Below are 20498 nucleotides of genomic sequence, written 5' to 3' on the forward strand. Positions count from 1 at the left end.
ACCTGTGGCGGTCCCGACGGTCAAGAGGGGGAAAGTGTTTGTAGAGAACTGGATCCGTGATCGAGAAGCGAGTGTGATCGCTGCGTATCAGGCACAGCAATTCCCCTCCCTCTCAGGGCCGTGCGGCTCGCTTTCAACCGCTGGGAACTGCGCAGGCCCGTAGTGGGCTTTCGATGTCTGCCTCCGGCCAGAAGCGGACTCTGAGCCGGAGGCTTACCCCAACATGCCCTCGACGGGTGCCATCTTTTAGTCCATCACGCCGGTTCGGCCTCCGCAAATTTCCAGCTGCCATCGAGGATGGCTTGGGGCGATACACGCAGACGGTGTAGTTCCAACCGGGAACGGTCCTTCAGGCGAGACGCGATTTTCCCACAGATGCCACGGGTCGCCGCGCCCCCTCCCGAAAAGACTGCCCGGCCGGCACTCGCTGCGCCGCGCGACCGACTAATCGCTCTCCTTTAGCAGGGCCGGGCGAGCGTCGTACCAGTCGCGCGCACCGACGATGTGCATCTTGCGCTGTCCGTCATGCAGCTCCATGCCCATCCCCAGCAAGCCCCAGCGTGCGTAGAGGTCGCCCGCTGGCGCGCCCGCGGCGATGCGCATGCGCGCCTTCAGGTCGAAGCGTTCGTTGCTGGCTTCGACGCGGTCCAGCACGATCTCGCCGCCGCGGATGCGCAGATCGCCAGTGGCCCGCGCCTGGCCAGCATCGACCAGGTTGCCTACCCATCCGGGGAAAGCGTCGCGCTCTGCGAACAGGCCAAGCACCACGCTGGCGTCGCGCATATCCACCTGGCCGCGGCCGGCCACTTCGAACGGTTCCTGCCAGTCAATCTCCCCTTGCGTTAGGCGCATGCGCGCCCACCAGCCGGCATCGGCGCCGGACGATTCCAGCCGCACGCCGTCCAGACGCACCGCCATCTCGTCGAGGGCATAGCGACGTTCGCCTTTCTCAACCCGTGACAGACGGCTGTCCAAGACCAGGTTGCCGGCCAGGCGCGACGGACCCAGCGCAAAGCGCACGTCCTGGCCGCGCATTTGCATGCGTCCACCGAGCATTTCGCCGGCATTGTCCAGGTGGATGTCGGCGCTGGCGCTGGCGCTGCCACCGAGTAGTCGCGCGCTCTGGGCAGGCATGTAGCGGTTGTAGCTGCGCAGGTCCGGCACCTGTGCGTCGTCGAAATGCAGGTGCGCATCCAGGTTCTCGTGGAACCGGGCCAGCGGGCCGGTGGACTGCAGGTCCAGGCGTAGGTCACGGCCGCGCAGGTCGATGCTCTCTGGAGCCGCGATGGGAGCCAAGGTGAATTGCTGCATCACAATCGCGATGGTGGTGTGCAGTGAGGCGTCGTCCTCGCCACGCATGCGCAGGCGTGCCCGGGCCTGCCCGCTGAACCTGTTGTCGAGGACGCGCGCCTGTACCTGCGCATCCTCCACGTCGACGCGGCTGCCCGCCTGCATTGCGCCAGCGTCCAGACGCACGTCAGCATCCAGGTTGGCGCGGCCGTTGATCTCCAGCCACGGGATGTCGTCCAGGAACACGTCGATCCAGCGCAGCGGCATCGCCGGCCAGCGGGTGCGCACGGTGCCGCCCAACGCGCGCAGCGGCCGCAGCCAGTCGTCTGGGCCAAGACGGCGATCGTCCACGCGCAGGTCGGCCGCCAGCCAAGGCGCGCCCTCGGAGGTGGGCGGCATCCGTGCCGCCAACGCGATCGCTTCGCGCTGAGTGCGCAGCGCCACGCCCAGCGGATGCCGCACTGCCTCCCCGTCGACGCCACGCGAGAAGACCGGCGCCGACCAGTCCAGCCAGCTGCCCGGCATCAGTGCGCCGCGGCTCAGGGTCAGGTCGGCTCGCAAACGGCCCGCGGCGCCGCGGGCACCCAGCGGCAATGCCTGGCCGTGGTGGGCGACCAGGTCAATGCCCGGCGCCGGGCCGTCCACCCGCATGCGCGCGTGCATAAGCCCCACTTTCTCGGCCCCCTGCGCGCGCTCGCGCGTATGCAGGGGCAGCGAGATCTCGAAGTCCAGCCGCCCGTCGCGCATCACCTCGACCTCGCCCACCTGCAGGATCGCATCGGGCATATGCAGGGTAGACGGGCCCACTTCCATCGCACCGCCATGCAGCCGTTTGCGGAAGACAAAGCGCGCCTGCCCATGCCCGCGTACGCGGGCATCGTAGAAATCCATGCGAAGCAGGCTCGGGGTGGTGATCGCATCGAAACTCAGCTCCCACGGCGGCTTGCCGGGGCGTTTGATGGTGGGTTTATCCTCGGCCACGCGCTGCACGTGCACCGAGACGTCCGCGGCACGGATAGTGCCGAAACCCACTTCGCGCCACAGCAGCGGCACGAGCTTAATCCGCCCATCGGCACGGGGACTGGCGACAAACCAGCGGTTGGTACGTGCATGGCCGCCCAGGACTATGCCCTGGGCATGGATGTGTCCCGGGTAGGCACTAAGTGCCCAGTCCCAGCGCGCCTGGAATCGATCCGGCTTACGGTTGATGACCTGCTCGCCAATGGTCGTGTTGAGGAACACGTTGGCGGCCAGCAGGTACGCCAGGTACAGCACCAGAAGCACAAAGCCAGCACGGCGCAACGTGCAGCGGTGGCTGGTGCACCACGAGTTGAAGGATTCCATGGACATGCGCCAAGTATTACCGAGCCGCCGTGAGGATGGCCTGCAAAAGGGGCGTTCGCGCGGCGATCACCCCTCTTTGCGGTGCAGGCGACGGGCATGGGCATGCGGACGCCGTTAGTGAATACGTAACCTCCCCCTGTCTCCGCTTCAGTAAAGGGCTTGGTTCACGAGGCTGCTTCTGACCCGCGCCTTGGACCATGCCTCTCGGACTGGATCACTACCCTGCATTTCGGTTCAGTGTGGGGCCTACCCATGAAAGTACTCGTCAGCGCAATCGGAGTCATCATTTACATACTGAGCTTGACCGTCGTTGTCGTTTGGTGGCGAGAGGCGCACTGTCAGAGACGAAGGCTGGAAGGTCCAAGCTTGGAGGGGCCCGCCGATAGGTGTATGTCGGCTATCGGCCAGAAGAGCCGCTCCCTGTCGTGATGGACGGGCACGAGCAGGCTATGCTGTCGCGCATGGGCGAGCCAGAAGACGTAGTGTTAGGAGACCGGGCCACAGCCATCATGTGGAGCCCGGATATCGTGAGCTTCATGCGTGGAGCCAGTGCTGATCGCGAATTGGACATTCGGGATGCTGCGGACGCACTAAATATGACGCTCCGCGTCTGGCTCGCAGGACCTGCTTCCAATCATCCGCATGGGCCTGTCTAGTAGCACTGCTGGACGGCATGCCAATGCATCGCCAAAGTCTTAAGTGTCTTGTTTAAGAAGACATAGACCCGAGACTGCCTCTTGGAGTACCTGCGCGTAGCACTGGATGTCCGCCTCCGGCCAGAAGCGGAAACTGACCACCGCTTCAGGTCGTGCCATCAAGCCCGGTCTGCTGCAATGGTCAGGAAATCGCCCATCATTCCTTGGGCAAGGGATCCCTTTGCGACCAGATCACCGAGATGATCTTCCAGCCCTCGTCGGTACGAACGAGATGCCACATCTCGCGACCCCAGTGTTCTTCTTTCCCGTTGAGGAGGAAAGCGTAGTCAAAGTTCACCGACGCGATCTCCCCGTCGGTGTCGATGACCACGTCCCGGAACACCTCCTCGCTAGGCTCCGAACCCGCCTCAGCGGTCCTCTCAATCATGGCCAGATAGTTGTTCTCTGGCCACCTGACTACCCGACGTGCTTCGGGAACGATCTTCTTGAGCCGGGCGACCCGTTGATCGTCATCCACGAGCTGCCAAGTTACATGCGCAGGGTCGTCAGAGAAGAACAAGCGGACGAACGTCGCTTTGTCCTTTTTGATGATGGATGTGCGGAACGCCTCCACGACTTCACGAATGGCGGCTACGTCCTTGGGATCGTTGTGCGCCGCCATTGCGGGCTGCAGACCGATAGACAACGAGAGAGCAAGGGTGAGCGCGAGGACGAGCTTCTGAATGGATGACATTGGAACTCTCCAAGGATTCGGCTACCTGAGAGGCGGACTACGTGCTTGGCTCCACCGCCTAGCCATGGCACCTAGCGGTTGTTACGGCGCGATCTTAGTGTCGCTGGTTTTGGCCAGCAAGGTATCTGCCATGCCCCCCACCCTGAACCGGATGCGTTCCCTCCGATGTCCGCTTTGGGTCGCGGATTCATATGATCGATGCAACACACGGGTAGCTGCGTAGGCAGCAGGAGTGTTGCGAATGAAGCGCAGGAAGAGGATCTACTACACCGACACCCAGAAGACGCTGATGTGGGATCGCTGGCAGCAGGGCGAGTCGCTACACCAGATCGCGGCCCTGTTCGATCGGCACCACAGCTCAGTGCGGAGCATCCTGGCTGAGCACGGCGGCATTCGTCCGCCGGTGCGGCGACGATCTCCGAGGGTGCTGAGCCTGGCTGATCGCGAAGAGATCTCCCGTGGGCTGGCGGCGGGACGATCGATCCGTGCGATCGCCGTCTCGCTAGGGCGCGCACCATCCACGATCAGCCGCGAGATCGAGCGCAACGAGGGCCGTGAAGGCTACCGTGCCAGCCAGGCCGACCAGGCTGCCTGGGGCAGAGCTCGACGCCCCAAGCCCTGTAAGCTGGCGCTGCATCGAGCCTTGGCCGCTCGCGTGGCAGAGAAGATCCAGCGGCAGTGGTCGCCTGAGCAGGTGGCCGGCTGGCTCAAACGCACCTATCCCGATGATGCGAGCCGTCAGGTGTCCCACGAGACCATCTATCGCACGCTCTACATCCAGTCGCGCGGAGCCTTGAAACAGGAGCTGCTCGCGCACCTCAGGCGCACGCGGGCGATGCGTCGCTCACGACATCACACCCAGAAGACGGAGAACCACGGCCGGATCACCGACACCGTCTCAATCAGCGAGCGGCCGGCCAGCGCTGAAGATCGAGCCCTGCCGGGACACTGGGAAGGCGATCTGCTGTTCGGTGACCGGAATAGTCAGATTGCCACGCTGGTGGAACGACAGACGCGCTATCTGATGCTGGTGAAGGTGGCAGGCAAGGACACCGAGACCGTGGTCAATGCACTGATCAAGAACGCACGCCGCCTGCCGAAGCAGCTGTACCGGTCGCTGACCTGGGATCGGGGCAAGGAGATGGCGGCGCACCGCCGCTTCACCTTGGCCACGGACATCCAGGTCTACTTCTGCGACCCGCACCATCCTTGGCAACGCGGTACCAACGAGAACACTAACGGCCTACTGCGGCAGTACTTCCCGAAGGGGATCAATCTGGCCGATGTCACGCAGGCCAAGCTGGACGCCGTTGCACGCCAGCTCAACGAACGGCCACGCAAGACGCTGGGCTACGAGACACCGGCAGAGCGATATCGACAAACTGTTGCGTCGATCGGTTGAATCCAAGGTCGTAAGCGGACAGCATGTCGCGCAGATTTGGAATCACGCAGCACTCTAGAATCACTCCAAGGCCATTCGGGCGCCAACGGATGATCAGCCTGCATCAGCGTCAGCAGTGTCCAGCGCAACCGTCCTCCTCGCAAAGCTTCGCAAGGCCGCTTCTCTCTCGTCCAGTACCTTGTCCATTGCAGCCAGGCGCACCCAGATGGCAGATCGCATCTCTTCGGGCGCGTCGGCCAGCAACTGCGCACGAAGTGCTCTGACGAAGCCCCGAGCGTCACAACCGACTTGTTCGTCGCGCAATCTCGCCATACTTTCTCGTAGACAAGCGCTGAGCTCTGATGCTGTTCTCATCACGATCACCAGTTAGTAGTCACTCACTTCCGGCCCCGGTACTCGCTGGCAAAGCCTGCCTGCATCTCGCCGTAAGGCATTTCACGTCCGGGCGGCACGTCGGCATAATTTTTGCCCCATATCCGTTGAGCACACCCCGATCACATCGGGCGGCGCAGCCTCGTGGTGCTCGGCATTCCGCCGAGTAGGAGACATTCCGATGAGCAGTAACACGGGCCAGCGCGATTCGCAGGGTAAGTCGGGCGAAAAAGGCCAACAGAAATCAAAAGACGAGACTGGCAAACATGCGAAGCCGCAGCAGGACCAGAAACGCGGTCAAGAGCAGAAGAAGCGCTGAACATAGAGAGCCCCAGACAGGGGCTCTTCGCTTATGAGGTACTGGAAGCGTTCAACCTACGGTTGCGAGTCCTGCATACCGGAGCACTGTGCCTTCGTCTTGAGTCGCTTGTTTAGTCGACTCCAGCCAGCGCGCCGCAGGACCAAAGTTCTTGATGAGGCTGCCCAACTCGTCTGTCAGGCACTTTGCGCAAGGCTGACCTCCCGGACTGGGCCTGCAGCATCGCGCGCAGGGCGACATCGTCGTCTTGCTTGCGGGCCTCAGCTGATAGGCGATCTTGTTCATAAGGGCGGCAGCGGTCTTAACCCGGTCCGTCCCAACGCCGATCGAGGCTGATGCGGGGGGTTTGATAGGCGGGACCATGGGAGTTCAACCACCGAAGGAAGAGATGCGGCGGGAATTTCTCCCCGCCGCGGGCAGTCCTTTGCATCCGCACCTTAGTTAGGCTTGGATTCCGGAAGGTTGACCTTGTCGATGCCGTGGATCACGCCATTCTTGGCAAGGATGTCCGGAAGCGTGACACGGGCGGCACCAATGCTGAGCTTGCCTTCAGTGACCTTGATCGGCGCAGTCTGGCCGTGCACCGTACGCGCCGATTGCCATTTCCCGACATCGGTCGTCGTCTTGCGGCCACTGACCAAGTGATAGTTGATCACTGAAGTCAGTTCATCCTTATTGGCAGGCTCGAGCAACCGATCGAGCGCACCTGTCGGTAGACCGGAGAATGCCTCGTCAGTTGGGGCAAAAAGCGTGAACTGCTCATCCCCGGCCAGTGAGGCCGTAAGGCCTGCCTTGTCGATGGCATTGATGAAGGTCGAGAAGGACTTGTTGGTCTTCAGCGTACCCAACAGATTCTGCTGGGCGAGGCCTTCTTTCTGTTTCATTTCCATGGGAATTTCCTACGAAGTAGACCCGTATCAGGGTCAAACGGACGGCCAAAGCCGTGGCCGGGCGAAATGCCAGGCGCGAGCTCAATGCGGAGAGTAGGAGGGGTGGAGCGCGGCTGAGCAGCCGATACGGTATTGCACCGCAACACCCGCACCCTGCGCCTTTGGTTGTTAGTCTGGTGTGACGCCATCCGCAAGATCACGTTCTATTCCTTCCGTAACGTGGTAGCTTCGTACAACGCGGAATTCCGATGCTTGGTTAGCTTTCGCGCCCGCAGTGTGCCGGCTCGCACAATTTGCCGGAGCTGCCATGACTATCAAACGACACCGTGTCGTTTCGACCGATTCCCCGTTTCAGAACATCACTCATGCCCTAAGGGAGCGTGCGCTGCAGTGTGCCGAGAATGAGGGATGGCCCGTCCTTAGAGATGCGGTCGAACCTTACTTGGCGATAGCCAAATCCAATCTTGTTCAGTGCATCGTGCAGCAAAGGGATAAGCATGCCGAAGAGGAGACGTCCTTCTGGTCAGGAAGAACCACGGCACTTCGTCGCGTAGGACCGAGCACGCGACGCGGGTTGGCGCTTGTGACCTCGGGTGCACGGTATCGCAGCCATGAATAGCATCTCGTTAGTTATTTCGTCGCAAAGCGTTGAGTGCATCGACAGTCGTCTCGATCCGGAGATGGACTCGCGATTGAATTCATTTCGCCTTGTTCATGAGCAGAAAAACTTCGAAGGTGACGTTTGTTGGCTCTTCTTCGCCAATGCCGATCTTACTAAGCCGGAGGCTCTTTCCCGCGCTCAGCAATGGTACGCATCTACGCACCATTCTCTTTGGCCGGGCATGTTCCATTAGTTGCCATCGAAGCGATCAGAGCTAATGCCACTGCGCTACTATCGGACAAAAGCTCGGAACGAAAGACGGCAGGTCTTCGTTCTTCGTTTGGGCGTTGGCCAGTCCATTGGCCCAACGGCGTTGACAGCGATATGGGCCACGGCTTGTGATTCGCCTGATGTCAGCGTAAGCCGTCGTGCCCAGGACAATGCTGGCTACGGCATCCGTCCGTGCTACGGCCTTTGGGCGGGACAGGCCATTAGCCGACTTCCGGCCGAGCAGAAGCTACGCGACATGCTGGATGCCAACGGGTACTTCTTCACATTGACCTCAACACTAGCTTAGGGTCATTCAAGGCGGTACATGGCGCCACTTAGGTTCTATCCAGTCGCGGTGATGTTGGACGCAACTTGAGCTGATTCGTGACAACCCTTTTCAGGCTGTGCGAACTCCTATCTCACCGAATGTCCGCTATCGGCCTTGGATTCAACCGATCGACGCAACAGTTTGTCGATATCGCTCTGCTGGTGTTTCGTAGTCCAGCGTCTTGCGTGGCCGCTCGTTGAGTTGGCGTGCAACGGCGTCCAGCTTGGCCTGCGTGACATCGGCCAGATTGATTCCCTTCGGGAAGTACTGCCGCAGTAGGCCGTTGGTGTTCTCGTTGGTACCGCGTTGCCAAGGATGGTGCGGGTCGCAGAAGTAGACCTGGATGTCCGTGGCCAAGGTGAAGCGGCGGTGCGCCGCCATCTCCTTGCCCCGATCCCAGGTCAGCGACCGGTACAGCTGCTTCGGCAGACGGCGTGCGTTCTTGATCAGTGCATTGACCACGGTCTCCGTGTCCTTGCCTGCCACCTTCACCAGCATCAGATACCGCGTCTGTCGCTCCACCAGCGTGGCGATCTGACTGTTCCGGTCACCGAACAGCAGGTCGCCTTCCCAGTGCCCTGGCACGGCCCGATCTTCGGCACTGGCCGGCCGCTCGCTGATCGAGACGGTGTCAGCAATCCGGCCGTGGTTCTCTGTCTTCTGGGTGTGGTGTCGTGATCGACGCATCGCCCGCGTGCGCCTCAGATGGGCGAGCAGTTCCTGCTTCAGCGCCCCGCGCGACTGGATATAGAGCGTGCGATAGATGGTCTCGTGGGACACCTGACGGCTCGCATCATCGGGATAGGTGCGTTTGAGCCAGCCGGCCACCTGCTCAGGCGACCACTGCCGCTGGATCTTCTCTGCCACGCGAGCAGCCAAGGCTCGATGCAGCGCCAGCTTACAGGTCTTGGGGCGCCGCGCTCGGTCCCAGGCAGCCAGGTCGGCTTGGTTGGCGCGGTAGCCTTCAGCGCCCTCGTTGCGCCCGATCTCGCGGCTGACCGTGGATGGCGCCCGTCCCAGCAACGCGGCGATCGTGCGGATCGACCGTCCCGTCGCCAAGCCGCGGGAGATCTCCTCGCGCTCGGCCAGGTTCAGTGCCCTCGCGGATCGTCGCCTTGTCGGCGGACGAATGCCGCCATGCTCGGCCAGGATGTTTCGGACGGAGCTGTGGTGCCGGTCAAACAGGGACGCGATCTGGTGCAGCGACTCGCCCTGCTGCCAGCGATCCCACATCAGTGCCTTCTGGGTGTCGGTGTAGTAGATCCTCTTCCTACGCTTCATCTGCAACACTCCCGCTGCCTATGCAGCTATCCGTGTGTTGCGTCGATCATATGAATCCGCGGCCAGAAGCGGACAAACGCAGGAAAAAGGTATTGATGCACGCAATATGCATCGGGCGCGCCAAGCGCCATGCTTCGGGAACATGGAAAAGAAAACGGCAGGGATTGCCCCTGCCGCTTGCATTCCTTTGCTGCCTCACCTCAGCGAGGCGGGGGTTCGGGAATGTTGACTTTGTCGATGCCATGGATCACGCCATTCCTGGGCATGATGTCGGGACGCGTGATCTGCGCCCCGTCGATGCTTAGCTGACTACCCACTATCGCGATGGATGCAGCCTGCCCTTGCAGCGTGGGCGCTGCTTCCCATCCTCCGACGTCCATGATTGTCTTGCGGCCGAGAACCACGTGCCGTGCGGCAGTTGCCGGAACGCTTCATCCGTGGGCGCGAACAACGTGTACTGATCGGCACCGTTGAATGATTCCGTCAGTCCGGCCTTGTCAATCGCATAAATGAAGGTGCGGAACGAACGCTTGCTTCTGAGCATGCCAAGAAGGTTCTCTTGCAAGAAGCCCTCTTTCTGTAGCATCTCCATGGAGAATTTCCTGCGAGGCGGGCTCGGGATTGGCGTCGTGTGGGCGGCCGCAGACACAGCCGTAACCTGGCGCGGCGCCAGGCTCGAACTCAATGCGGAGAATGGGAGGGGCAATGCGCGGCTGAGCAGCCGATACGGTCCTGCACCATAACGTCATCATCATGCGCTGTCGGCCGTTACTGCGGCGTGACGCCTTATGCGCAGAAATACACATGACGTCGCCCCTCAGCGTGCTACCGTGGATTCACGCGGGATTCCGAAGCTGGCTAACTTCCGCGCCCGCAGTGTGCCGGCTCGCACAAGATCGGGAGCCGCTATGAACACCAAACGACATCGCGTCGTGCGGGGTGTCCACGCGTTTCAGCGTATGGCCCACCTGTTGAATGATCGCGCCGTGGAATGCGCGGAGAACGAAGGCTGGCCCATCCAGGCGGATGCTGACGATACGCCCCGCGCGATCGCGCGCTCCGGCGTCCTTCAACGCGTGGCGGTGCTGCTTCGCCAGCACGTCAGGAAAGAATGGCATTTCTGGTCGGGAAGAAGGGACTCGAACCGCCGCATCAAGGTTCGTCCTACCATTCCGCTGGCGGCTCTGGGAACAATGCCATGAGCAGCATCTCACTGGTCATTTCGACGCTTGGCGTCGAGTCCATCGATGCACTGCTGGATCCGGAGCGGGATACGCGCGTCAACGCTTATCGTCTGGTCCATGAGCAGCAAGGGCGAGGCAGTGACGTCCGCTGGTTCTTCTTCGCCAAAGCCGATCTTTCCAAGCCGGAAGCAATGGCGCGTGCACAGCAATGGTATGAGACATCCCGGCACCCTGACTGGCCAGGCTTTACACACTAGCAAGGCTCAGTCGAGCGGATTGGCCGGAGGTGCCACGCATGCAACGCGAACAGAGGCAGGTCTTCCTGCTGCACTTGGGTGCCCGCCAATCCATCGGCCCTGACGATCTGCGCGTCATCTGGGCGACCGCGTGCGAATCCATGGACGTCCGCGTGAGCCGTCGCGTCCAGCAGGGCAGCAGCGCGGAAGGCAGGCGCCCCTGCTACGGCCTCTGGGTGCGGCGCACCTTCAATCGCATTGCCGCCGAGGAGCGCCTGCGTGCGATGCTGGATGCGCGCGGCTTTCTTTTCACGCTGACGCCGATGCTCACTTAGGAACTCCCTCATTCACGCGACGTGGCGCGTACCCGGCGAGCCGTCGCAACGGCGCGAACGCGTCTCGTGGTTTCGGCCGTGATGCCCTCGCGACTGCGCCGCATCCTTCACACCCACCTCCTGGTATGCGTGCAAGGATGGGTTCCACGTCGGTCAGCCGCTCCCCACAGGATTTCCGATGCCCCAGGTCTGGAGGATTTTCAGCCGCTGGTTACGCCTGCGTCGGCGTCTGTGGCGCTGGCGCCGCGCCGCGATCCAGAAGCCGTTGCGCGCGGAAGCACCGCTGCGCGCGCAATTGTTCAATGTGGAGCAGATGGAACTGCACGGCCGCGCACTGGCGCGTGCTCATCGGATACGTCCACAGGCTGGACCGGAACGCCTGCTGGACCGCCTGGCCGAGAACGAAGGCCTGCTGGATGATGTCTGCGCGCTGCTGACGCGGATGGTCCAGGACGACATGCGCATCACGCCAGCCGGCGAATGGTTGCTGGACAACTACTACCTGGTGGAAGAGCAGATCGTCACCGCACGGCGGCATCTGCCGAAAGGTTACAGCCGCCAGCTCCCGTCCCTCAGCCAAGGACCCTCGAGCGGCCTTCCGCGCGTGTACGACCTGTCCCTGGAGGCCATCGCACACGGCGATGGCCGCATCGACGCCGAAACGCTGCGCCGCTTCTTCGCCGCCTACCAGTCCATCACGCCGCTGAAACTGGGCGAGTTGTGGGCGATTCCGATCATGTTGCGGCTGGCGCTGATCGATAACCTGCGTCGTATGGCAGTGCGCGTCATGCGCGACGGTGACGATCACCGGCTGGCCAGCGAGTGGGCGGCCCAACTCAACCGGACGGCCGCGGAAAACCCCAAGGACGTCGTTCTGGTCATTGCCGACATGGCGCGCTCGGATCCGCCGCTGAGCGGCGCGTTCGTTTCCGAACTGACGCGGGGGCTCCAGGGGCGTGGTGGCGTGTTCTCCATGCCGATTACCTGGCTGGAGCAGTGGGCCGCCGATGGCGGCCTGCGCATTGAGGAACTGGTGCATCTGGAGAGTCAGCAGCAGGCCGCGGACCAGGTATCGATCAGCAACAGTATCGGCAGCCTGCGCTTTCTGGCCAACATGGACTGGCGCGAGTTCGTCGAGGACATGAGCGTGGTCGAGCGCACGCTCCGTGCGGACCCGGCGCGCACGTACGCACTGATGGATTTCAGCACCCGCGACAGCTACCGGCACGTGGTGGAAAAGATCGCCCGGCTCGCGAATGTCAGTGAGAGCGCGGTGGCGGAGATCGCGTTGCAGCTGGCACAGGCCGTCCCCTTGGACGCGCCGGGTCACCATCAGGCACACGTCGGCTTCTATCTAGTGGACGATGGCGTCAGTCAGACGCAGGCGGCGGTGGCCGCTTCATTGTCCGGTGCGCGGCCGGTTCGCCTTCGACCGCGCCGTATTCCGCTGGCGATCTATCTGATCCCGATCGCGATCATCATCGGCCTGTTCACCCACGGCCTGCTGACGGCGGGGTCAGCGACACAGGCGGTGCCGACGTGGCTGCTGGCAATGCTCGCGCTCCTCGCCTTCAGCGAACTGGGCATAGCGCTCGTCAATTGGATGGCAACCCTGCTGGTACCGCCCCGCCCCCTGCCCCGGATGGATTTCTCCAATGGCATCCCGGCCACGGCGCGCACGCTGGTAGTGGTCCCCAGCATGCTGGGCAGCGCGGAGGGGGTGGACAGTCTGGTCGAAGCATTGGAAGTACGCTTCCTGGCGAACCGCGACCGTCACCTGCACTTCGCCCTGCTCACCGACTTCCTGGATGCGAACGAGGCTTCGCTGCCAGGCGATGCCGCGCTGTTGGCCCATGCCGTACACCGGGTCGAACAGCTCAATCGCCGGTACGCACCCGAACGGGCAGACGAAGGCGGTGGCGACCTGTTTTTCCTGTTCCATCGACCGCGCCTGTGGAATCCGCGCGAACGACGCTGGATGGGCTACGAACGCAAACGCGGCAAGTTGGCGGCATTGAACCGGCTGCTGCGTGGCGGCATCGGAGAAGACTTCCTTCAGGTGACCGGCAATATCGGGGTACTGGCGCAGGTTCGTTACGTGATCACGTTGGACACCGACACGAAACTGCCCCGCGATGCTGCACGCGAATTCGCCGGCACGCTGGCGCACCCACTCAACCAGGCCGTGTTCGACGAGCGGAGGCGCCGCGTGGTCCGCGGCTACGGCATCCTCCAGCCCAGCGTGGGGACCAGTCTGAGCGGACGGCCGAGCTCGCGCTATGCGCGCATGTTCGGCAGCGAGCCGGGCATCGATCCCTACACGCGTACGGTGTCGGACGTTTACCAGGACCTGTTCGGCGAAGGATCCTTCGTCGGCAAGGGCATCTACGATGTGGATGCGTTCGAGCACGCGCTCGCGGAGCGCTTTCCTGACAACCGCATCCTCAGCCACGATCTTCTGGAAGGGTGCTACACGCGTGCGGGTCTGGTCAGCGACGTACGCCTGTTCGAAGACTATCCGTCTCGCTACTTGGCAGACGTGAAGCGTCGTTACCGGTGGATCCGCGGCGACTGGCAGTTGTTGCCATGGGTGTTGCCGTGGGTGCCGCGGCGCGACGGCGGGCTCGAACGTAATCCGCTGTCCTGGCTATCGCGCGGCAAGCTGCTCGACAACCTGCGCCGCAGCCTGGTGTCGGCGGCCACCGTCGCCTTGTTGGTGCTGGGCTGGCTGTTCTCGTCGGACCCGCTCATCTGGACTGCATGGCTGCTGAGCCTGTGGGCCCTGCCCGTGCTGCTTCCGGCGCTACGGGACGTGTTCGCTCTGCCGGTGGACATGCCGCTGGAAACCCATTTGGTCCAGGTCGGCAGGTCCAGCCTGAGGCAACTCTGGCGCGCGGTGGTCAATGTGGCCTGCCTGCCGTACGAAGCCTTTTTCAGTCTGGGCGCGATCCTGCGCACGCTCTGGCGCCTGCTGGTCACGCGGCGGCACCTGTTGCAGTGGAATCCTTCCAGCGAAGTCGAGCGCAGCCTCGGCAGCGACGTGCGCGCGGAGCTCTACAGCATGGTGCCCGCGCCGCTGATCGCGATCGCCGTGGCCGTATTGCTCGCGATGAAGCAGCCGGCCGCACTGTGGATAGCCGCGCCCTTGCTGGTGCTCTGGCTGTTGTCACCGGTGCTGATGGCGTGGTTGGGGCGCCCTCCAGGCCACCGGGCAGGCAAGCTGTCCGAACCGCAGTTGGCGTTTCTGGGCAAGCTGTCGCGCCGGACGTGGGCTTTCTTCGAAACCTACGTGCGCGCGGAGGATCACTGGCTGCCGCCCGACAATGTGCAGGAGCATCCGGCGCTGGTGGTGGCGCGACGCACTTCACCGACCAACATCGGGCTGTCGCTGTTGGCCAATCTGGCGGCCTACGATTTCGGCTACCTGCAGGTCGGTGGCGTGATGGAGCGCAGCCGCCTGGTGTTCGACACGCTGGATGCGCTGCCGCGTCACCGCGGGCACTTCTACAACTGGTACGACACCGAAACCTTGCAGCCGCTGCCGCCGGCCTATGTTTCCACGGTGGACAGCGGCAACCTTTCCGGGCACCTGCTGACCCTGCGGCAGGGCCTGCTGGCACTGGCCGATGCCCCTGTCCTGGCACCCGCTACGTTCTCCGGGTTGGCTGACACCCTGGCCGTGCTGGAAGACGCACTCGAGGACACGCAGACCGGCGGCGACGCATCGTCGTTGGCGGTGTTCGAGTTCCGCACCGTCCTGACGCAGGCACAGCGCGAGCCGCCAGCGACCGTTACCGATGCGGAACGCATGCTGGCGCGCCTGGTCGTGCACGCGGAGGGCATCGTCGCGACCTGGCCCACCATCGATCCAGACCAGACCCATCCGCATCACTGGCCGACCGCGCTTGTCGAGGGCTGCAGGTCGGCGCATGCGGAGCTTCAGTTCCTGCTACCCGATGCCGACGCATGGGCCGGTGACCGCCTGCCTACGCTGCGCGAACTGCAGGAGGGTCCCGCAGGCACGCTGGCGACCCGACGCGCACGGGAACGGATACATCAACTCGAACGCCTGGCGCACATCGCCGGGCAGTTCTCGCTGATGGAATACGAGTTCCTCTATGACCGCGCACGCCACCTGTTGGTGATCGGCTACAACGTTGACGAACACCGCTTGGACAACGGGCTCTACGACCTGCTGGCGTCGGAAGCACGCCTCTGCAGCTTCGTGGCGATCGCGCAGGGACAGTTGCCGCAGGAAAGCTGGTTTGCGCTGGGCCGCCTGCTGACCGAGGTCAACGGCGATGCGACGCTGCTCTCATGGAGTGGCTCCATGTTCGAGTACCTGATGCCGCAGCTGGTCATGCCCAGCTATCCGGACACCCTGCTCGACCAGACGTCCCGGCATGCGGTGGAAGCGCAGATCCTGCACGGTGAGCATCATGACGTGCCCTGGGGCATCTCCGAGTCGGGCTACAACACCGTCGACGCACGCATGAACTACCAGTACCGCGCCTTCGGCGTACCCGGGCTGGGCCTCAAGCGCGGGCTGGGCCAGGACCTGGTCATCGCGCCCTACGCCACGATGATGGCGTTGATGGTGGCGCCGGAGGCGGCCTGCCAGAATCTGCAAAGACAGGAAGCCCTTGGCTTCGGTGGCCACTTCGGGCTGTACGAAGCGATCGATTACACACCGGCTCGCGTCCCGCCAGGCCAGGACCACGTGGTGGTGCGCTCCTTCATGGCCCATCACCAGGGCATGGGATTCCTCTCGCTCGTTCACTTGCTGCGGCAGCAGCCCATGCAGCGACGCTTCGTGGCCGATGCCGAGTTCCAGGCGACGCTGCTGCTGCTTCAGGAGCGCATCCCGCATACCGGCGTATTCCACCCGCACGAAGCCGAAACGCTGGGTTCGCGCGCCGCGCCCACCGAAACCGAGACCCAGCTGCGCATCTTCCGCAACGCCGGCACGTCGCGTCCGGCAGTGCAACTGCTCTCCAATGGGCGCTACCACGGCCTGGTTACCAGCGCCGGCGGTGGCTACAGCCGCCACCGCGACCTGGCGGTCACGCGCTGGCGCGAGGACGGCACACGCGACCACTGGGGCAACTTCTGTTACCTGCGTGACGTGGAAAGCGGTGAGTTCTGGTCCACCTCGCTGCAGCCGGCGTGCGTGCCGGTTGACCACTACGAGGCGATCTTCTCCGATGCGAAGGCGGAGTTCCGCGGACGCAAGCGCGGCTACGAGAGCCATCTGGAGATCGCCATCTCCGCGGAGGACGACATCGAGCTGCGCCGACTGCGCCTGAGCAACCGCAGCCGGCGTACACGCACGATCGAGATCACGACCTATGCCGAGGTGGTGCTGGCGCCCGCCATCGCGGACGAGTTACACCCGGCCTTTAGCAACTTGTTCGTGCAATCCGAGATCGTGCGTGAGAAGCAAGCATTGCTGTGCACGCGCCGACCGCGCGCGCACGACGAGGTATCGCCATGGATGTTCCATCTGGTGGCGGTGCATGACGCCGACATCAGCGCGATCTCTTACGAAGCCGATCGCGCACGCTTCCTCGGTCGCGGCAACACGCCGCGCACGCCGGTGGCGTTGGTCGAGCAGGACGCGCTGTCCGACAGCGAGGGCTCGGTACTGGACCCCATCGTGGCCATCCGTTGCCGGATCGAGCTGGCACCGGGCCAGACCGCAATGATCGACATGGTGCACGGCGTAGGCGTGGATCGCGAAGCTTGCGCCGGACTGATCGACAAGTACCGCGATCGGCGGCTCGCCGACCGCGTCTTCGACCTGGCCTGGACCCATAGCCAGGTCGTCCGCCGCCAGATCAACGCATCGCAGGCGGATGCGCAACTCTATGAACGGCTGGCCGGTCTCATTGTCTATGCGCATCCACTGCTGCGCGCGGACGCCGATGTCCTGCTGCAAAACCAGCGCGGCCAGTCCGGGCTCTGGGGTCACGCGATCTCGGGCGACTTGCCCATCGCCCTCCTGCAGATCTCCGACGCCGACAACATCGAGCTGGTGCGCCAGATGGTGCAGGCACACGCCTACTGGCGCCTCAAAGGACTGCGCGCGGACCTGGTGATCTGGAACGAAAGCCAGGCCGGCTACCGGCAGCAGCTGCAGGACCTGATCCTGGGCATGATCTCGGCAGACCCGGAGGCGAATGTGCTGGATCGTCCGGGCGGCATCTTCGTGCGTCCGGGCCAGCAGATGTCGCAGGAGGACCGCATCCTGTTGCAGTCGGTGGCGCGAGTGATCATCAGCGACCAGCAGGGATCGCTGGCCGCACAGATCGGTCGCCGCGAGCCCGCCGAACGGATCATGCCGACGCTGTTGGCGGAGGGGCCACGCGAGGATCCTGTGGAGCTCCCCGCGCTTGACGCATCGACCGGGCTGCCACCACCAATGGAGGTAGATGAGGAAGACGACAGTTGGCCTTTCGAGGCCGTGTCCGGCACCTTCGTTCACGACAACGGCACCGGCGCTTTCTCGGCTGATGGCCGCGAGTATGTAATCACCACCCGCGAAGGCAACCCGACACCGGCGCCTTGGTCCAACGTGCTGGCCAACGAAAGGCTGGGCACGGTGGTCAGTGAAAGCATGGCGGGTTACACCTGGTTCGAGAACGCGCATGAGTTTCGCCTCACGCCCTGGCACAACGACCCGGTCGCTGACAGCGGTGGCGAAGCGTTCTATCTGCGCGACGAGGACACCGGATACGTATGGTCGCCGCTTCCACTGCCACGCCGGGGCCGTGGGGCGTACCGGACGCGCCATGGCTTCGGCTACAGCGTGTACGAGCACATCGAAGATGGCATCGCCAGCGAATTGTGGGTGTATGTGGCGGTCGAGGATGCGGTCAAGTACTCGGTACTGAAGCTCCGGAATCTGTCCGGACGCGCACGCCGGCTCTCTGCCACAGGTTACGTGGAATGGGTGCTGGGTGACCTGCGGGTCAAATCGCAGATGCACATCATCACCGAGCAGGATGCTGCCAGCGGCGTGTTGACGGCACGCAATCCCTACAACACCGAGTTCAACGGCCGGGTTGCGTTCTTCGATACCGATGCCAGTGGCTGCAGCTTCACGGGCGACCGCACGGAATTTCTCGGCCGCAATGGCAGCATGGCCGATCCGGCGGCTCTACAAAGCGAGCGTTTGTCCGGTCGCCTGGGCGTAGGTCTCGATCCGTGCGCCGCCATCCAAGTGCCGTTATCGCTGCTCGATGGCGAGGCATCCGAGACGGTGTTCCGGCTTGGCATGGGCAAGGACTATGAGGATGCCCTGTATCTGGCCCGTCGTGTTCAAGGCGCGCAGCGGGCACACGACGCGCTGGACACCGTACGCATCCACTGGCGCGGACTGCTGACATCCGTGCAGGTCAGCACGCCGGAGCCTTCCGTCGATGCACTGGTCAATGGCTGGCTGATGTACCAGACGCTCGCGTGCCGCTACGTGGCACGTAGTGGCTACTACCAGTCCGGGGGTGCCTTCGGCTTCCGCGACCAGTTGCAGGACACCATGGCGACGCTGCACGCCAAGCCAGCGTTGACGCGCGCGCACCTGCTGCTTTCTGCGGCTCACCAGTTCCCGCAAGGGGACGTGCTGCATTGGTGGCACCCACCGCAGGGGCGCGGTGTACGCACGCGCTGCTCGGACGATTACCTCTGGCTGCCGTTCGCGGCATCCCGCTATCTGCAGGTAACGGGTGATGCCAGCGTGCTGGACGAGCAAGTCGGCTTCGTCGACGGCCGCCCGGTCGGTGCCGACGAAGAGTCGTACTACGACATGCCCGCAACGTCGTACCTGCGGCAGTCCTTCTACCAGCACTGCGTACTGGCTCTTCGCCGTGGCTGCAGTCTGCTGGGCGAACGTGGACTCCCCCTGATCGGGACGGGCGACTGGAACGACGGCATGAACCGCGTTGGCGAGGCCGGCCGGGGCGAAAGCGTGTGGCTCGGCTTCTTCCTCTACGACACGCTGCAACGCTTTATCGACGTGGCGCGCATGCGTGGCGACGATGCATTCGCCGACGAATGCATAGAGCACGCCGAGCGCTTGCGCGGGAACCTCGAAGCCCATGCATGGGATGGCCAGTGGTACCGGCGAGCCTGGTTCGATGACGGCACGCCGCTGGGCTCCAGCCAGAGCGATGAATGCCGGATCGATTCGATCTCGCAGAGCTGGTCGGTGTTGTCGGGGGCCGCGGATCCCGTGCGCGCACGCCAGGCGATGGCGTCACTGGATCGGTATCTCGTGAAGCGGGAGGCAGGACTGATCCAGTTGCTCGACCCTCCCTTCGACAAGACCCCGAAGGATCCCGGCTACATCCGGGGTTACGTACCGGGCGTGCGCGAAAACGGTGGCCAGTACACGCATGCCGCGGTGTGGGCCGCAATGGCATTCGCGCATCAGGGTGACACGGAGCGGGCATGGGAACTGGCACGCATGATCAATCCGATCCATCACACGCAGGATCCGGATGCCACCGCTGCCTACAAGGTGGAGCCCTATGTGCTCGCAGCCGATGTCTATGGCGTGGCGCCGCATGTCGGTCGTGGCGGCTGGACCTGGTACACCGGTTCCGCCGGCTGGATGTACCGCCTGCTGACCGAGTCGCTGCTGGGCTTGCAGCGCATCGGGAACGAACTGGCACTGCATCCATGTTTGCCACGCGAATGGCCGGAATACGAACTGCGCTACCGCTTCGGATCCAGCCTCTATGTCATCTCCGTCACGCAACGGGATGTTGGTGCCGCCATGCTGCAGCTTGACGGCGTTGAGCAGACGGAACTTCGCTTCGCGCTCCTGGACGACGGCAACGTTCACAGGGTGGAAGCGAGCTGGCCACGCGCTCCGACGTGAAACCCCGCGCGCAGCTGGACGCGGAACTGGACCGACTGGCGGCCATGTTGCCGCCCTGGCTGCAGCATCTCCGGCATGAAGCCCAGTTCTGGCCTCAGTTCAATGCGCTCGCGAAAGAGATCCTGGATCAGGCTGGCGATGAAGATATCCAGCACGTGGAGGGCCGCCTGGATCTCATGCTCAAGACACACGCGAGCGTGTTATCCGGAATCAGCCGCCATCGACATTAACGGAGGCCAGACCCGCCGCTGGCCTTCGCGGAACATTGCTTCCCTGTATGCTTTGGGTCGGAAGCGGAAACACGTGATGTCCTAACGCCCATGGTCGTGCCGTTGGAAGGTACACGGACCAGGGAGCCAGCGCATGTCGCTTCTAC

Annotated in this window: 13 protein-coding genes and 1 pseudogene; 8 read left to right on the forward strand and 6 right to left on the reverse strand. The window is 63.4% G+C overall.

Translation table 11 applies throughout. The features are described 5' to 3' along the window. Nucleotides 1-444 precede the first annotated feature (444 nt). The gene (locus tag ACSQ1W_RS15835; protein WP_436044603.1) at nucleotides 445-2640 is read right to left on the reverse strand and encodes a hypothetical protein; all 2196 of its coding nucleotides are present in this window, start codon (nucleotides 2638-2640) and stop codon (nucleotides 445-447) included. 153 nt (nucleotides 2641-2793) lie between these two features. Between ACSQ1W_RS15835 and ACSQ1W_RS15840 the strand changes: the two genes are divergently transcribed. Beyond that, nucleotides 2794-3063, forward strand: coding sequence for a PepSY domain-containing protein (locus ACSQ1W_RS15840; protein ID WP_436044604.1), 270 nt, complete (start codon nucleotides 2794-2796; stop codon nucleotides 3061-3063). A gap of 423 nt (nucleotides 3064-3486) precedes the next feature. Here the strand turns inward: ACSQ1W_RS15840 and ACSQ1W_RS15845 are convergent, their stop codons facing one another. Beyond that, nucleotides 3487-4023 carry a nuclear transport factor 2 family protein gene (locus tag ACSQ1W_RS15845; RefSeq protein ID WP_436044605.1) on the reverse strand — a complete coding sequence of 179 codons (537 nt, stop codon included), beginning with the start codon at nucleotides 4021-4023 and terminating at the stop codon, nucleotides 3487-3489. Between the two features lie 241 nt (nucleotides 4024-4264). Here ACSQ1W_RS15845 and ACSQ1W_RS15850 point away from each other — a divergent pair, with 241 nt between their 5' ends. Further along, nucleotides 4265-5425 carry an IS30 family transposase gene (locus ACSQ1W_RS15850; RefSeq protein WP_436044606.1) on the forward strand — a complete coding sequence of 387 codons (1161 nt, stop codon included), beginning with the start codon at nucleotides 4265-4267 and terminating at the stop codon, nucleotides 5423-5425. A 553-nt stretch (nucleotides 5426-5978) separates the two neighbouring features. Beyond that, the gene (locus ACSQ1W_RS15855; RefSeq protein ID WP_436044607.1) at nucleotides 5979-6116 is read left to right on the forward strand and encodes a hypothetical protein; all 138 of its coding nucleotides are present in this window, start codon (nucleotides 5979-5981) and stop codon (nucleotides 6114-6116) included. A 437-nt stretch (nucleotides 6117-6553) separates the two neighbouring features. Here the strand turns inward: ACSQ1W_RS15855 and ACSQ1W_RS15860 are convergent, their stop codons facing one another. Next, nucleotides 6554-7006, reverse strand: a complete 453-nt coding sequence (locus ACSQ1W_RS15860; protein WP_436044608.1) for a fasciclin domain-containing protein — start codon at nucleotides 7004-7006, stop codon at nucleotides 6554-6556. 611 nt (nucleotides 7007-7617) lie between these two features. On the opposite strand from ACSQ1W_RS15860, the gene ACSQ1W_RS15865 reads away from it, so the two are divergent. Beyond that, nucleotides 7618-7860, forward strand: a complete 243-nt coding sequence (locus ACSQ1W_RS15865) for a hypothetical protein (RefSeq protein WP_192314872.1) — start codon at nucleotides 7618-7620, stop codon at nucleotides 7858-7860. 465 nt (nucleotides 7861-8325) lie between these two features. On the opposite strand, the gene ACSQ1W_RS15870 is transcribed toward ACSQ1W_RS15865, so the two are convergent. Both ACSQ1W_RS15870 and ACSQ1W_RS15875 read right to left on the reverse strand, forming a co-directional pair. Continuing rightward, nucleotides 8326-9486 (reverse strand): IS30 family transposase, encoded by a 1161-nt coding sequence (locus ACSQ1W_RS15870; RefSeq protein WP_436044590.1) that lies wholly within the window; start codon nucleotides 9484-9486, stop codon nucleotides 8326-8328. Nucleotides 9487-9686: 200 nt separating this feature from the next. After that, nucleotides 9687-10078 (reverse strand): annotated as a pseudogene (locus ACSQ1W_RS15875) (fasciclin domain-containing protein). Between the two features lie 316 nt (nucleotides 10079-10394). Between ACSQ1W_RS15875 and ACSQ1W_RS15880 the strand changes: the two are divergent. The 4 genes from ACSQ1W_RS15880 (at nucleotide 10395) to ACSQ1W_RS15895 (ending at nucleotide 20122) form a co-directional block, all read left to right on the forward strand. Continuing rightward, nucleotides 10395-10688, forward strand: a complete 294-nt coding sequence (locus ACSQ1W_RS15880; RefSeq protein WP_436044610.1) for a hypothetical protein — start codon at nucleotides 10395-10397, stop codon at nucleotides 10686-10688. Further along, nucleotides 10685-10927: a hypothetical protein gene (locus ACSQ1W_RS15885; protein WP_192273534.1), complete on the forward strand. Its 243-nt coding sequence runs from the start codon at nucleotides 10685-10687 to the stop codon at nucleotides 10925-10927. Before ACSQ1W_RS15880 ends, ACSQ1W_RS15885 begins: the two co-directional genes overlap by 4 nt. A 38-nt stretch (nucleotides 10928-10965) precedes the next feature. After that, the gene (locus tag ACSQ1W_RS15890) at nucleotides 10966-11241 is read left to right on the forward strand and encodes a hypothetical protein (RefSeq protein ID WP_192273536.1); all 276 of its coding nucleotides are present in this window, start codon (nucleotides 10966-10968) and stop codon (nucleotides 11239-11241) included. 178 nt (nucleotides 11242-11419) lie between these two features. Then, complete coding sequence (locus ACSQ1W_RS15895) at nucleotides 11420-20122, forward strand: GH36-type glycosyl hydrolase domain-containing protein (protein WP_436044611.1); 8703 nt, start codon at nucleotides 11420-11422, stop codon at nucleotides 20120-20122. Here ACSQ1W_RS15895 and ACSQ1W_RS15900 read toward each other — a convergent pair. Beyond that, nucleotides 20083-20277, reverse strand: coding sequence for a hypothetical protein (locus tag ACSQ1W_RS15900; RefSeq protein ID WP_436044612.1), 195 nt, complete (start codon nucleotides 20275-20277; stop codon nucleotides 20083-20085). The two genes, ACSQ1W_RS15895 and ACSQ1W_RS15900, sit on opposite strands and share 40 nt — an antisense overlap. Between the last annotated feature and the right edge of the window lie 221 nt (nucleotides 20278-20498).

This window comes from Pseudoxanthomonas sp. LjRoot143 (assembly GCF_964252945.1).
Lineage (GTDB): Bacteria > Pseudomonadota > Gammaproteobacteria > Xanthomonadales > Xanthomonadaceae > Pseudoxanthomonas_A.